Annotated in this window: 11 protein-coding genes and 2 tRNA genes; 5 read left to right on the top strand and 8 right to left on the bottom strand. The window is 67.4% G+C overall.

Features of this window, described 5'->3' with window-relative positions; genetic code table 11:
* Positions 1-143 precede the first annotated feature (143 nt).
* From valS to E3O19_RS09080, 3 genes are read left to right on the top strand one after another with little or no spacing between them, the layout of a single operon-like run.
* A complete protein-coding gene (gene valS, locus E3O19_RS09090; RefSeq protein WP_134567011.1) occupies positions 144-2,726 on the top strand; it encodes a valine--tRNA ligase in 2,583 nt (860 codons plus the stop codon).
* Between the two features lie 9 nt (positions 2,727-2,735).
* Positions 2,736-3,182 carry a GNAT family N-acetyltransferase gene (locus tag E3O19_RS09085; protein WP_134567010.1) on the top strand — a complete coding sequence of 149 codons (447 nt, stop codon included), beginning with the start codon at positions 2,736-2,738 and terminating at the stop codon, positions 3,180-3,182.
* Position 3,183: 1 nt separating this feature from the next.
* Positions 3,184-3,450: a hypothetical protein gene (locus tag E3O19_RS09080; RefSeq protein ID WP_134567009.1), complete on the top strand. Its 267-nt coding sequence runs from the start codon at positions 3,184-3,186 to the stop codon at positions 3,448-3,450.
* Positions 3,451-3,509: 59 nt separating this feature from the next.
* Here E3O19_RS09080 and E3O19_RS09075 read toward each other — a convergent pair whose 3' ends face one another.
* From E3O19_RS09075 to E3O19_RS09065, 3 genes are all read right to left on the bottom strand, one after another.
* Positions 3,510-4,733 carry a thiolase family protein gene (locus E3O19_RS09075; protein ID WP_134567008.1) on the bottom strand — a complete coding sequence of 408 codons (1,224 nt, stop codon included), beginning with the start codon at positions 4,731-4,733 and terminating at the stop codon, positions 3,510-3,512.
* The gene (locus E3O19_RS09070) at positions 4,714-6,135 is read right to left on the bottom strand and encodes a class I adenylate-forming enzyme family protein (protein ID WP_134567007.1); all 1,422 of its coding nucleotides are present in this window, start codon (positions 6,133-6,135) and stop codon (positions 4,714-4,716) included. The genes E3O19_RS09075 and E3O19_RS09070 overlap by 20 nt, the downstream gene beginning before the upstream one ends.
* A gap of 64 nt (positions 6,136-6,199) precedes the next feature.
* The gene (locus E3O19_RS09065) at positions 6,200-7,033 is read right to left on the bottom strand and encodes a class I SAM-dependent methyltransferase (RefSeq protein WP_134567006.1); all 834 of its coding nucleotides are present in this window, start codon (positions 7,031-7,033) and stop codon (positions 6,200-6,202) included.
* A 66-nt stretch (positions 7,034-7,099) separates the two neighbouring features.
* On the opposite strand from E3O19_RS09065, the gene E3O19_RS09060 reads away from it, so the two are divergent.
* Positions 7,100-9,133, top strand: coding sequence for a M3 family metallopeptidase (locus E3O19_RS09060; protein WP_134567005.1), 2,034 nt, complete (start codon positions 7,100-7,102; stop codon positions 9,131-9,133).
* A gap of 69 nt (positions 9,134-9,202) precedes the next feature.
* On the opposite strand, the gene clpX is transcribed toward E3O19_RS09060, so the two are convergent.
* From clpX to E3O19_RS09035, 5 genes are all read right to left on the bottom strand, one after another.
* Complete coding sequence (gene clpX, locus E3O19_RS09055) at positions 9,203-10,483, bottom strand: ATP-dependent Clp protease ATP-binding subunit ClpX (protein ID WP_134567004.1); 1,281 nt, start codon at positions 10,481-10,483, stop codon at positions 9,203-9,205.
* Positions 10,484-10,692: 209 nt separating this feature from the next.
* Positions 10,693-11,364 carry an ATP-dependent Clp protease proteolytic subunit gene (locus E3O19_RS09050; RefSeq protein ID WP_134507476.1) on the bottom strand — a complete coding sequence of 224 codons (672 nt, stop codon included), beginning with the start codon at positions 11,362-11,364 and terminating at the stop codon, positions 10,693-10,695.
* Positions 11,365-11,380: 16 nt separating this feature from the next.
* Complete coding sequence (locus E3O19_RS09045; protein ID WP_134567003.1) at positions 11,381-11,980, bottom strand: ATP-dependent Clp protease proteolytic subunit; 600 nt, start codon at positions 11,978-11,980, stop codon at positions 11,381-11,383.
* Positions 11,981-12,175: 195 nt separating this feature from the next.
* Complete coding sequence (tig, locus tag E3O19_RS09040; RefSeq protein WP_166804525.1) at positions 12,176-13,558, bottom strand: trigger factor; 1,383 nt, start codon at positions 13,556-13,558, stop codon at positions 12,176-12,178.
* Between the two features lie 43 nt (positions 13,559-13,601).
* A tRNA-Pro gene (locus tag E3O19_RS09035) sits at positions 13,602-13,675 on the bottom strand.
* A gap of 168 nt (positions 13,676-13,843) precedes the next feature.
* Between E3O19_RS09035 and E3O19_RS09030 the strand changes: the two genes are divergently transcribed.
* Positions 13,844-13,914 (top strand) — tRNA-Gly (locus tag E3O19_RS09030).
* Positions 13,915-14,241 lie beyond the last annotated feature (327 nt).

Below are 14,241 nucleotides of genomic sequence, written 5' to 3'. Positions count from 1 at the left end.
CGTCGAGATCCGGCGGCCGAGTATCGACAAGCCCAACCACCGGCGGAATCGGCGGGGAACAGGGCATCCGGTAGATTGGTTGCGGCCCAATACTCAGGCACCTCACCACCTACACGGTGCCGCACATACCCAAACGGAGAAACATGACCGCCGCCAGCGTTCCGGACAAACCGGCCCTCGAGGGTCTCGAAACCAAGTGGGGCAGCAGCTGGGAAGGCTCCGGCCTCTACCGGTTCGACCGGGGATCCGCCACCCGCGCGAACATCTTCTCCATCGACACCCCGCCGCCGACCGCCTCCGGTTCGCTGCACATCGGGCACGTGTTCTCCTACACCCACACCGATGTCATCGCGCGCTTCCAGCGGATGCGCGGCAAGAGCGTCTTCTACCCGATGGGCTGGGACGACAACGGCCTGCCCACCGAACGTCGCGTGCAGAACTACTACGGCGTGCGCTGCGACCCCTCGCTCCCCTTCGCGGTCGACTTCACCCCGCCCTTCGAGGGCGGCGACGGCAAGAGCAGCAAGGCCGCCGACCAGCTCCCCATCAGCCGTCGAAACTTCATCGAACTGTGCGAACGCCTCACCATCGAAGACGAAAAGCAGTTCGAGGCCCTCTGGCGCACCCTCGGCCTGAGCGTCGACTGGACCCAGACCTACCGCACGATCGGCCACGACTCGCTCGTCACCTCCCAGCTCGCGTTCCTCGGCAACGTCGAGCGCGGCGAGGCCTACCAGGCCATGGCGCCGACCCTCTGGGACGTGACCTTCCGCACCGCGGTCGCCCAGGCCGAGCTGGAAGACAAGGAAATGCCCGCCGCCTACCACCGGGTCTCGTTCCGGAAGCCCGACGACAGCACCATCGAGATCGAAACCACCCGGCCCGAACTGCTCCCCGCCTGCGTTGCCCTCGTCGCGCACCCGGACGACGAACGGTACAAGGCGCTCTTCGGCACCACCGTGCGCACCCCGCTCTTCGACGTGGAGGTGCCCATCCTCGCGCACCACCTCGCCCAGAAGGACAAGGGCAGCGGAATCGCGATGATCTGCACGTTCGGCGACGTGACCGACGTGGTCTGGTGGCGCGAGCTCGACCTGCCCAACCGCGCAATCATGGGCTTCGACGGCCGGATCATCGCCGAGGCCCCCGACGTCATCGTCAGCGAGACCGGAGTCGCCGCCTACGCCCAACTGGCCGGCAAGACGGTATTCTCCGCCAAGCAGGCTGTCGTGGAACTGCTCCGCGTGAGCGGGGACATGATCGGCGAGCCCAAGCCGATCGTGCACCCGGTCAAGTTCTTTGAGAAGGGCGACAAGCCGCTCGAGATCGTGTCGACCAGGCAGTGGTACATCCGCAACGGCGCCCGGGACGAGGCCCTGCGCTCCCGGCTGATCTCCCACGGCGCCGACCTGCAGTGGCACCCCGAGTTCATGCGGGTTCGCTACGAGAACTGGGTGAACGGACTCACCGGCGACTGGCTGGTTTCCCGCCAGCGCTTCTTCGGTGTGCCCCTGCCCGTGTGGTACCCGCTGGATGCCGACGCCAACCCGGTCTTCGACCAGCCGATCGTGGCCACCCGCGACCTGCTCCCCGTCGACCCGTCATCCGACACGGCCCCCGGCTACGGCGCCGATCAGCGCGGAGCCGCGAACGGTTTCGTCGGCGAGGTCGACGTGATGGACACCTGGGCGACCTCCTCACTCACCCCGCAGCTGGCCGGAGGCTGGGAACGCGACCCCGAACTGTTCAACCTGGTCTACCCATATTCGCTCCGCCCGCAGGGCCAGGACATCATCCGCACCTGGCTGTTCTCGACCCTGCTCCGCGCCGAACTCGAACACGGCGTCTCGCCGTGGCAGCATGCGGCGCTGTCTGGCTTCATCGTCGACCCCGACCGTAAGAAGATGTCCAAGTCAAAGGGCAACGTGGTGACCCCCGCCGACATGCTCGAACGGCACGGCTCCGACGCGGTGCGCTACTGGGCTGCGTCGTCCCGCCTGGGCACGGATGCCGCGTTCGACCCGAAGAACCCGACCCAGATCAAGATCGGCCGTCGCCTCGCGATCAAGATCCTGAACGCATCCAAGTTCATCCTCGGCTTCGACGGCGCCGCGGACGCCCCGGTCACCGAGCCGATCGACCAGAGCATGCTCGCCCGGCTCAGCGTCGTCGTCGGCCAGGCCACGGCCGCATTCGAGGGTTACGACCACGCCCGTGCGCTCGAACTCACCGAGAGTTTCTTCTGGACGTTCTGCGACGATTACCTCGAGTTGGTCAAGGAACGCGCCTACGGCGAGAGCGGCGCCGGCCAGGCGTCGGCCGTCGCCGCGCTCCGCACGGCCCTCAGCACGCTGTTGCGCCTGTTCGCTCCGTTCGTGCCGTTCGCAACCGAGGAGGCCTGGTCCTGGTCCAGCGAAGGATCGGTGCACCGTGCGCCGTGGCCGAGCCAGGCGGAGCGCGCGGCGGGCGGTATCGGCAACGTCGCCCTGCTCGATCTGGCCAGCCGGGCGCTCACCGGCATCCGGCGCGCCAAGACTGATGCGAAGGCATCCCAGAAATCTGCCGTCGCATCTGCTGTAATTAGCGGAACGGCCGCTGAGGTGGCCCTGCTCGCGCAGGCCTCCGACGATCTGCGGGCCGTCGGTCGTATCTCGGAATTGGTTTTTGTCGATGGCAGTGAATTGGCTGTCACTGACATCGTGCTCGACACGGTGCCAGAGAGTTAGGAGAACCGGATGTCAGTCAAGGTACGAACACTGGACGACAAGGACTTTTTCTCGTGGTTAGGCCTCTTCGAGGGCTACAGCGAGTTCTACAAGAGTGCGCTCACGGATGAGAAAGCGCTTCAGGTCTGGAGTTGGATCATCGACAAGAACCACGTGCTCGCCGGAGCGGTCGCCGTCAATGACGAGGGTGACTTCATCGGGTTCGCACACTACCGGGAGGTGCCCAACACGCTCAGCGCCACCCGCGGGCTCTACCTTGACGACCTGTTCGTGGTCCCCGATTCTCGCAGCACCGGGGTGGGGCGCACCCTGATCGAGTTCGCGAAGCTGTACGCCACGGAGCACCACCTCAGCACCATGGCTTGGATCACGGCCGCTGACAATGAGGAGGCCCAGCATCTCTACGATGATGTCGCCACCCGCACGGACTGGGTGACCTACGGGATCGAGCTCTAGAGTGCAACTGGGAAGCCGCTTTGCGCTCGGCGGGCCGTTTCCGCCGGGGCTGCCCCACGTGGTCGAGATCGCGATCCAGGCGGTCGAAGAGGAACTCGCCGCCCTGGGCGAGGACAGCAGCGCCTGGCGCTGGACGCTGACCTGGCTCGAGGCCCAGCCGGTGCTCGAGCTCGACGACGGCACCGTCATCCGGTACAACCCGGGTGAAGACAGCGCCACCATCACCCAGCCGGCCGTGGCGGTCGAGGACGACGAGGACTGGATCTAGCCGCTCGCACGGCCGGAACCGGCCCGAGTGCGCCTCGGCGTACCACACGTCGCCACGCGCTATTCGTCGCTTCGCGCCGCGTCGTCGGTGCCGTCCCAGCACCACAGCGCCGCGACGCCGAGTCCCCCGGCGATGCTGACGGCGGTCAGGCCAAGCTCTCCCGGCGAGGCCGAGGCCCGGCACTGCCGTAACAGGCTGAGCACCAGCAGGGCGCCGCTCGCGCCGAACGGATGGCCGAGAGCCAGTGCCCCGCCCTGCCGGTTGGCGTGCTCCTCCGCAATGCCCAGGAGATCCAGCGACGCGAGCACCTGGGCCGCGAAGGCCTCGTTGAATTCGATCCAGGACAGGTCTGTGCCGGCAAACCTCTGTCGGGAAAGCACGAGCCGTGCTGCCTCGGCGCCGGCGATGCCGAGGAAAAACGGGTTCGTGCCGGTCACCGCGGACTCGACGAAGCGCAGACCACGACCGAGCCCGAGGGCCGCCGCGGTCCGGCGGCTGGTCACCAGAACCGCGACGGCCCCGTCGGCATCCGCGCAGGAGTTGCCCGCGGTGACGGTTCCGCCTGCCCGGAACGCCGGGGTGAACCGGCTCAGCAGACCGAGGGTGAGGCTGCGCCGCGGTCCCGCATCGGCATCGATCCGGCCGGCATCCGTCTCGACGGCGACGATCTCGCCGGTCAGCTGCCCCGACTCGCTCGCAGCGATGGCCAGCCGGTGGCTCCGGAGCGCGAACGCGTCCTGTCGCTCCCGGGTGATGCCGAACCGGTCGGCCACATTCTCGGCGGCGACGCCCATCTCGGGGTCTCCGACCTCGTCCGGCGAGAACCTCACCCGGTCGAAGAAGTCGGGGTGTCCGGGCGTCGACGAGAGCCGGTGCGCCCGCAACGGCGCGGTGCTGCAGCTCTCCACGCCGCCGGCCAGATAGATGTCACCGGCCCCTGCGGCCACGAGCCGACAGGCCAGGACGATGGCCTCCAGGCCGGAGCCGCACTGGCGGTCGACGGTCAGGCCCGGCACCGTCACGGGGAGTCCCGCGCGCAGCAGGGACAGGCGGGCCACGTTCCCGCCGCCGCCGACCGCATTGCCGATGATGACGTCGTCGACCGTTTCCGGTGCGACGCCCGTGTCGGCCAGCAGCGCCGCCAGCACCGGCGCGAGCAGCCGGTCGGCGGTCAGCGCCGCCAGGCCGCCGTTCACGCGCCCGAAGGCGGAGCGACGGCCGAGGACGATGACCGGCTCGCGGTCGGTGCCCGGCCGGGCACGGTCAGTCGAGTGCGGTGACACGCGGGTCTCCCTCGGTGATCCATCGGGCCAACAGGTGCCGGCTGAGCTTGCCGGTCGGGGCGAGGGGAAGGGCGGTCAGCCGGTAGTAGGACCGTGGCCGTTTCGCCTCCGCGAGAGACGCGGCAGAGGCCCGGCGAAGCGAGGCCGCGTCGACCTCAGGGCTGCCGAGGACCGCCACGACGAGCCGGGCGCCACGGCGGGCATCCGGCACTCCGACCGCGACCACGGATGCGACTCCCGGCAACTGCTGCAGTGCCGCCTCCACCTCCTGCGGGTAGACGTTGCGGCCTGACGTGACGATCATGTCCAAGCGTCGGTTCAGGAAGTGCAACACGTCGTCCTGGTCGAGGAAACCGAGATCGCCGACGGTGCACCAGTCACCGTCGCGGCGGAACGCCGCGCCGTCGTCGCCCCAGGCGTAGCCGTTGCTGACCAGGTCGCTGCGCACGAAGATCGTGCCCGGCTCGTTGCGGGGCAGTTCCCGCCCGGCCTCGTCCCGGATGCTGAGAGAAATGCCGGGCAATGCTCGGCCGACGGCCGTCACCTTCGCGCCCGGCGCGTCCCCGGGGCGCAGCGTCCAGGCGGCGATGAAACTCAGCTCGGCCGCCCCGTAGTACTGCTGGATCGTCGCGTTGGGCGCGAACCGGCGAGCGGCGGCAAGGGTCGCGGGATCCAGCCGGGCCCCGGCGCTGACGATGCGGGTGAGCGCCCGGCCGTTCACCCCACCGGCCAGGCCGCGTTCGCTGAGCAGGCGCAGCATGGTGGGTACGAGGACGAGCCGGGTGATCTCCCGGTCGGCGACGCAGGCGAGGGCTGCGGCAAGGTCGAATTCCGGCAGGGTGACGAAGGTCGCGCCGGCGTGCAGGGACTCGGCCAGGGCGTAGAGGGTGAGGCTGGACGACAAGGGTCCCGGCGCCAGCGTGCGGTCGTGCCGAGTCAGCCCGAAGTAGTCGGTGCCGGCCTCGAACGAGCGCCGCCAGGATTCCCGGCTGCGGGTGAACGCCTTGGGCAGGGAGGTCGTGCCGGAGGTGAAGCCATAGAGAAAGACCGAATCGGGGTGCCCGTCGGCCAGGACCGTGCCGGGCCCACGCCGGGGCCGCGCCCGTCGCGGGTCCAACGCGGCCAGCCGTTCCGTGACGGCGTCCCGTTGGACATCCGGCCAGCCGGCATCGAGCACGGCGACGGCGCGGTCACCGGCGATCCCGGCGGTGAGGGCGAGGGCGAATTCAATGCCGTTGGGCAGGCTGATGACGCTGATGCCTGCACCGTCGGTCTGGTCGGACAGCGCAGCGGTTGCCCTGGCCGCGAGTCCGGCAAAGCTGAGCCGATCGGCGCCGACCTCGATGGCCGTCGCGCCCGGCTGGTGCCGGGCCCAGTGGTTCAGCTGATCCAGGAAGGGCACCCTTGATGTTACTGCCGGTGATCACCGACGGTCAGGTCCAGCCGTGACCCGGCTGCGGGCGTCGTCACTTCCGGGCGATGATTTCGCCGTGCGGCATCCCGAACCAGCCGTCAGGGTCCGCCGCCCACTGCCGCCAGGCGGCCGCGATCTGCCGCAGGTCGGCCAGGTCGGCCGCCCCGACCTCGATCGCGTGCGCCGCGAAGGTGGACTCGGTGGCGCGCACGGCCCACGACTCTCCCCACCACTCGCGTTCGGCAGCCGAGGCGAAGCACCAGATCGACGCGCTGCTGGTGACACTGCCGAACCCGGCCTGGCGCGCCCAGGCCTTCAGCGCCCTCCCCGCGTCAGGGTCGCCGCCGTTCCAATAGTGCACGTCACGGTAGGCGGTCATCCAGAGCAGCAGACCGGGCAGCTTCGGATGCATCATCACGCCGCCGTAGTCCACGTCCCGCGCAGCGAAAACGCCGCCGGGCCTCAGCACCCGCCGGATCTCCTTCATCGCCGCAACCGGGTTGGCGACATGCTGGAGCACCTGGTGGGCGTGCACGATGTCGAATGACTCATCCGGGAAGTCCAGGGCGTAGACGTCGCCGACCTGGAAGACCACGTTGCGCACCCCCTCGTCGAAGGCGAGCCCGGTCGCCCGCTGGATGATCTCCCCCGCGGCGTCGATGCCGGTGACCCGGCCAGGCCAGAGCCGCCTCGCCAGGTCAACCGTGATGGTGCCCGGCCCGCAGCCGACGTCGAGCAGGCTCAACCCGGGGTCAAGGTGCGGGATGAGGTAGGCGGCCGAGTTGGCCACGGTGCGCCACGTGTGCGAGCGCAACACGCTCTCGTGGTGACCGTGCGTGTATCGGTCACGCGGAGCGGTCTCAGGGCGTTCGGGCTGGTCGATCATGCCATGAGCCTACGCACGGAAGCGCAACCGGTGTCGGCCGAACTAGGTTTGTTGCATGGTGAATCGATGAATCCCTTTTCGCGTCCGAGCACACTACCGTTCCAGCTTCCGCCGTTCGCGGCGATCGCCCAGGAGCACTACCGTCCGGCCTTCCTCGAAGGGATGGCAGAGCAGCGCGCGGAGGTCGCGGCTATCGGCGCGAATCCGGAGGCCCCATCTTTCGAGAACACCCTTCTGCCTCTCGAACGCAGCGGACAGGCCTTCAGCCGGGTGGCCGCTGTGTTCTTCAACCTGAGCTCGTCGCATTCGAGCGATTTCACCAACGCGCTCGAGGAGGAACTGGCACCGCTCCTCGCCGCGCACGCCGACGCCATCCGCCTAGACCCTGCCCTCTTCGCCCGCATCGCGAGGGTGCATGAGCAGCGGGGCGGCCTGGGCCTGGACCCGGAGTCGCGGTACCTGGTCGAACGGTACTTCACCGAGTTCACCCTCGCCGGCGCCGGCCTGTCCGACGAGGACAAGGCCACCCTTCGCGACCTGAACGCGCGGCTCGGCGTCGCCGCCACCCGGTTCGAAAAGAACCTGCTGGCCGACACCAACGATCTGGCCCTCGTGCTCGACGATGTCGCCGAACTCGACGGCCTCTCGGCCGGTGAGATCTCGGCCGCAGCGCAGGCCGCTGAATCCCGCGGGCTGGCCGGGCGGTACGTGCTCACGCTCGTGCTCCCTACCACCCACCCCTACCTGGCGCAGCTCACCAACCGGGGCGTGCGGGAACGACTGCTGGCCGCGTCGCGTGCGCGCTGCATCCGTGGCGGGGTCCACGACAACCGCGCCCTGGTGCTCGAGATCACAGCCCTGCGGGCCGCCAGGGCAAGGCTGCTCGGGTTCGCCAACCATGCCGCGGCGGTCATCGCGGACCAGACCGCGAAGACGCCGAGTGCGGTCGCCGACCTGCTGGGCCGGCTCGCCCCGGCGGCGGCCCGCAACGCGCTGGCCGAACAGGCAGACCTGCAGGGGCTCGTCGACGCGGAGGGCGGCGGGTTCAGCCTGGCCGCCTGGGACTGGGCGTTCTACACCGAGAAGGTGCGCCGGGCCCGGTATGCCGTGGACAGCCAGGCCATGCGGCCGTACTTCGAACTCGAGCGGGTGCTCCACGACGGCGTCTTCTACGCCGCCACCCGGCTCTACGGGGTCACCTTCACCGAACGGGACGACCTGGTCACCTGGCACCCGGAGGCCCGGGTCTTCGAGGTCGCCGACGCCGACGGCTCCCCAGTCGGGCTGTACATCCTCGACGTGTACACCCGCGATTCCAAACGCGGCGGCGCGTGGATGAACCCCCTCATCTCGCAGTCCGCACTGCTGGGCACGCCAGCGGTGGTCTGCAACAACCTCAACGTGCCGAAGCCGGCGGCCGGTGAGCCCACCCTGCTCAGCTACGACGAGGCCACGACCCTGTTCCATGAGTTCGGCCATGCCCTGCACGGCCTGTTCGCCCGGGTCACCTACCCAAAGTTCGCCGGCACGAACGTCTACCGCGACTTCGTCGAGTTCCCGAGCCAGGTCAACGAGATGTGGCTGCTCTGGCCGGAGGTGCTGGCGAACTTCGCGAAGCACACCGTGTCCGGTGAGAGCATGCCCCAGGACCTGGTCGACCGCATCCGCGCCTCGGCAACCTTCAACGAGGGCTTCCTGACCAGCGAGTACCTGGCTGCGGCCCTGCTCGACCAGGCCTGGCACCTGATCGACGCCGACACTGTGGTGACGGATGTCGCAGAGTTCGAAGCATCCGCCCTCACCGCCTGCGGCCTGGCGAACGAGGTGGTGCCCACCCGCTACGCGAGCACCTATTTCGCCCACACCTTCGCCGGCGGCTACGACGCCGGCTACTACTCCTACATCTGGAGCGAGGTGCTCGACGCCGACACGGTGGACTGGTTCACCGAGAACGGCAGTCTCACCCGCGACAACGGCGACCGGTTCCGCAACCGCCTGCTGGGCGTCGGGGGCAGCACCGACCAGCTCGCCGCCTACCGGGACTTCCGCGGCCGGGATGCCCGCATCCAGCCCCTGCTCGACCGGCGCGGCCTGAACTGACGGAGTGGTCGTGCCCGCGGGCAGTGTCAGGGCGCGCTGTGAGCGATTCGGGTCAGGATCCGGAACGGGTCAGGCGGACTTGTCCACCCGGCGCGCCTTGTGCAGCACGATGGTCGGCTCGGCGTTGTCGAGCACGGCGGCGCGGGTCACGACGACCCTGGCGACTTCGGAACTCGACGGCACCTCGAACATGATCGGCCCGAGCACTTCCTCCATGATGGCGCGGAGGCCGCGCGCGCCGGTCTTGCGGAGCACGGCCAGGTCGGCGATGGCCTCCAGGGCCGGCTGCTCGAACTCGAGTTCGACACCGTCGAGTTCGAACATGCGCTGGTACTGGCGCACGAGGGCGTTACGCGGCACGGTGAGGATCTGCATCAGGGCCACCTGGTCGAGCTGGGTGACCGTCGTGACGACGGGAAGCCGACCGATGAATTCAGGAATCAACCCGAACTTGTGAAGGTCTTCGGGGAGCACCTCGCTGAACAGGTTGACGTCGTCGCCCTTGCTGTGCAGCGGGGCGCCGAAACCGATGCCCTTCTTGCCGGCCCGGGTGGAGATGATGTCGTCAAGGCCCGCGAACGCACCGGCCACGATGAACAACACATTGGTGGTGTCGATCTGGATGAACTCCTGGTGCGGATGCTTGCGGCCGCCCTGCGGCGGCACCGACGCGATCGTGCCCTCGAGGATCTTCAGCAGCGCCTGCTGCACTCCCTCGCCGGACACGTCACGCGTGATCGACGGGTTCTCGGCCTTGCGGGCGATCTTGTCGATCTCGTCAATGTAGATGATGCCGGTCTCGGCGCGCTTGACGTCGTAGTCGGCCGCCTGGATCAGCTTGAGCAGGATGTTCTCGACGTCTTCGCCGACGTAGCCTGCTTCGGTGAGGGCCGTTGCATCCGCCACCGCGAAAGGAACGTTCAGCCGCTTGGCGAGGGTCTGGGCCAGGTAGGTCTTGCCGCACCCGGTCGGGCCGATCAGCAGGATGTTGGACTTGGCGATCTCCACGTCATCGTGGATGGCATCGGCGGCGGTGAGGGTGGCTCGGGCACGAACGCGCTTGTAATGGTTGTAGACGGCAACGGCGAGGGCGCGCTTGGCGGCTTCCTGTCCGATGACGTATTCCTCGAGGAAACCGAAGATCTCCTTGGGCTTGGGGAGGTCGAATTCGCCATGGCCTTCTTCGGCACCGGCCTCGGCAAGGCGTTCCTCGATGATCTCATTGCACAGTTCGACGCACTCGTCGCAGATATACACGCCGGGACCGGCAATGAGCTGCTGGACCTGCTTCTGACTCTTCCCACAGAAGGAACACTTCAACAGGTCGGCACTCTCGCCTATTCGGGCCATCCGTCAGCCTCCTCCATCGGTATTGCTGGTAACGCTGAACTGAGCCTAGCCTGTGGCTGTGACTGTGGTGTGCAACCCGTGCGGACCGGTGCAAATGCGATAACGGCGGCCAGGCGAGAAACCGCCGTCGGCCACGAGAAACGGCGGATGCCCGGCTGTTGTACAGCCGGGCATCCGCCGGATTCGACGTGCGATTGTTGCCAAACGCGCTACTTGACGAGCGTGGGAACGTTCTTGCGGCTGGTCAGGATCTGGTCGATCAGGCCATATTCGAGGGCCTCGGGGGCACCGAGGATCTTGTCGCGGTCGATGTCCTTGTGAACCTGTTCCGCGGTGCGGTTGGAGTGGTGCGAGATGGTGAACTCCAGCCATTCACGCATCCGCTGGATCTCGGCGGCCTGGATTTCGATGTCGGAAGCCTGCCCGCCACCCTGGCCGCCGGCCGACGGCTGGTGGATCAGAATGCGCGCGTTCGGGAGTGCGAGACGCTTTCCGGGCGTTCCGCCGGCGAGCAGCACGGCAGCGGCGGAGGCCGCCTGGCCGAGGCACACCGTCTGGATGTGCGGTCGGATGTACTGCATCGTGTCGTAGATGGCCGTCATCGCGGTGAAGGAGCCACCCGGAGAGTTGATGTACATCACGATGTCGCGGTCGGGGTCCTGGCTCTCCAGCACGAGCAGCTGGGCCATGACGTCGTCTGCTGACGCATCGTCGACCTGAACGCCGAGGAAGATGATGCGATCCTCGAAGAGCTTCGCATAGGGGTCCTGGCGCTTGTACCCGTAGGCGGTGCGCTCTTCGAAGGTAGGGAGGATGTAGCGGGCCTCGGGCGACTGCGGGGCGCGGCCCCCGGCCTGGTGACCAAAATTCGTGAATTCCATGTCGTCTCTGCCCGTCCTACTTCTTGTTCACTGAGTCGTCGGTGCCGCCGCCGCCGACCACGTCCGACGCGAATTCGCGCAGGTGGTCGACGAAGCCGTATGTCACGGCCTCCTGGGCGGTGAACCAGTTGTCGCGGTCGTTGTCGATGAGCACCTGCTCGACCGACTTACCGGTCTGCTCTGCCGTCAGTTCCGCCATCCGCTTCTTCATGTCCAGGATTACCTTGGCCTGGGTCTGGATGTCGGCGGCCGTGCCGCCGAATCCGCCGGACGGCTGGTGCAGCAGGACGCGAGCGTTCGGCGTGATGTAGCGCTTGCCCTTGGTGCCGGAGGACAACAGGAACTGACCCATCGACGCGGCGAGTCCGATACCAACGGTGACGATGTCGTTCGGTACGAACTTCATCGTGTCGTAGATTGCCATGCCGGCCGTGATCGAGCCGCCGGGCGAGTTGATGTACAGGAAGATATCCCGCTCCGAGTCCTCCGCCGCCAGCAGCAGGATCTTGGCACAGATCTCGTTGGCGTTCTCGTCCCGAACCTCTGAACCGAGCCAGATGATTCGATCTTTGAGCAGTCGGTCAAAAACGCCGGGTGTAGGTGCCATATCGGCCATGTCGCGCTCCGTTTCGCTTGTCGCTTCAGAATGAATCTATAGGGTGAAACGCGCCGGGGAGGCCGTGTTCGCCCTCGGCAGATTGCGCGCCGCCGCCCGCGACTCTCCCCCAGGACACCGGAGTGAGGTGGGGCGGGGCCGGACGCGAGAACGGGGTCGGATGTCTGCGACATCCGACCCCGTTCTCGTGGCGTGCTACTTCTTTGCTGCGGCCTTCTTCTTCGGCGTGGCCGGGGCAGCGTCGGCCACAGGTGCCTCGTCGGCGTCCTCGGCTTCGGCGTCCTCGGCGGTTTCGTCGTTCGCGGCGACGGCGGCGAACTCGGACAGGTCAACGGGCGCCCCGTTGGAGTCGACGACCTCGGCCTTGCCCAACGCGATCGCGAGGGCCTTGTTACGGGCAACCTCGGCGACCATCGACGGGATCTGACCGTTGCCGCTGAGCGCCTGGACGAACTCGCTCGGGTCCATGCCGTACTGGCTGGCGCCCTGGATGAGGTATTGGGTGAGCTCGTCCTGGCTGACCTGGACCTTCTCGGCCTCCGCGATCGTGTCGAGCAGGATCTGCTGGCGGAAGGTCTTCTCGCTGGACTCGGTCACCTCGGCGCGGTGCTCGTCGTCCTCGAGGCGGTTCTCGCCCTCGAGGTGGCGCCGAACCTCGTCCTCGATGATCGAGGTCGGGATCGGAACCTCGACCGAGGCGAGGAGCTGCTCGACGAGCTTCTCCCTGGCCTGGCTGCCCTGACCGAACGCCTTGGAACGCAGGACCTGCGCCTTGAGGCTCTCGGTGAGCTCGGCCATGGTGTCGAACTCGCTGGCGATCTGAGCGAAGTCGTCGTCGATGGGCGGAAGCTCGCGCTCCTTGACGGCGATGACCTTGACGGTGATCTCGGCGGTTTCACCCTCGTGGTCTCCACCCATCAACTTGGAGTTGAAGGTGGTGGTCTCGCCGGCGCTGAGGGAGTCGAGAGCCTCGTCGATACCGTCGATCAGGTCGCCCGAGCCGACCTCGTAGGAGATCCCGGTCGCGTTGTCGACCTCGAGCTCGTTGATGCTGGCGACCAGGTCGATCTGGGCGAAGTCGCCGGTGGTGGCGGGACGGTCGACCGTGACAAGTGTGCCGAAACGGCTGCGCAGCTGGTCGAGTTCCTCGGCGACGTCTTCATCGGACACCTCGACCGCGTCAACGGTGAGCTTCAGACCTTCGTAGGCGGGAAGGTCGATCTCAGGCCGCACGTCGACCTCGATCGCCAGGAGCAGGTCCCCGGAGAAGTCCTTGTCGCTGGGCCATTCGACAATGTCGGCTTCCGGGCGGCCCAGGGGGCGCAGCTTGTGCTCTTCGACGGCCTTGCGGTAGAAACCGTCGAGGCTTTCGTTGACCGCGTGCTCGAGCACGGCGGACTTGCCCACCCGCTGGTCGATGATGGGCGGCGGAACCTTGCCCTTGCGGAAGCCGGGGATGTTGATGTCCTCGGCAATGTGCCCGTAGGCGTGGGTGATGCTGGGCTTCAACTCCTCGGGGGTCACCGAAATGGTGACCTTGGCGCGCGTGGGACTCAGCTTTTCGACCGTGGACTTCACGTGGGTATCTCCTGTGTTCGAACGATGTTCTGGGGGGTGATTGTCGGGGCGACAGGATTCGAACCTGCGACCTCTCGGCCCCAAACCGAGCGCTCTACCAAGCTGAGCTACGCCCCGGATATTTTCTCAACCCGTTGGAGTCATCCTCCTGACGCGCAAAGCTCACGCACCAGCGGAATGACCTCGGTAAGTCTACTCCACGCTCACGATGCGAAAGCGACCCTCCGTGCATCCGTCACCCCGGATCGTGTACTACAGTGATCGAGTGCGCGGGAGTCCACGCTTGGGGATGTAGCTCAATGGTAGAGCCTCAGTTTTCCAAACTGATGGCGCGGGTTCGATTCCCGTCATCCCCTCAATGCTGAGCCGGATCCTCTCGTCCTTCTGGGCGACTTCGGACCGGCGAGATCGCTGCCGGGCTTGGAACTAGCGGCTGATGATCGTGGTGTCGCGGGTTCGAGTCCGGCCCTCGATTCTGTCGGAGAAGTGCTGATCAGCGGGGCTCACCCACTGTTGCTCCGAGCGGGTGGACTGGGCCGGGCGAGGGGCGCCAGCCAGGACGCACCGTCAACAGCCTGTGGAGCGGCCCAGCGCGGCATGCCGGAATGCCGGAATGCCGGAATGCCGGAATTCGATCAAACCGATGTTTCCGGTCGGCTTCGTCGCGACGCGCGGAGCCGACC

It is taken from the genome of Cryobacterium algoritolerans (assembly GCF_004402785.1).
GTDB classification, from domain to species: Bacteria; Actinomycetota; Actinomycetes; order Actinomycetales; family Microbacteriaceae; genus Cryobacterium; species Cryobacterium algoritolerans.
This window is presented reverse-complemented; position numbering and strand designations above follow the sequence as displayed.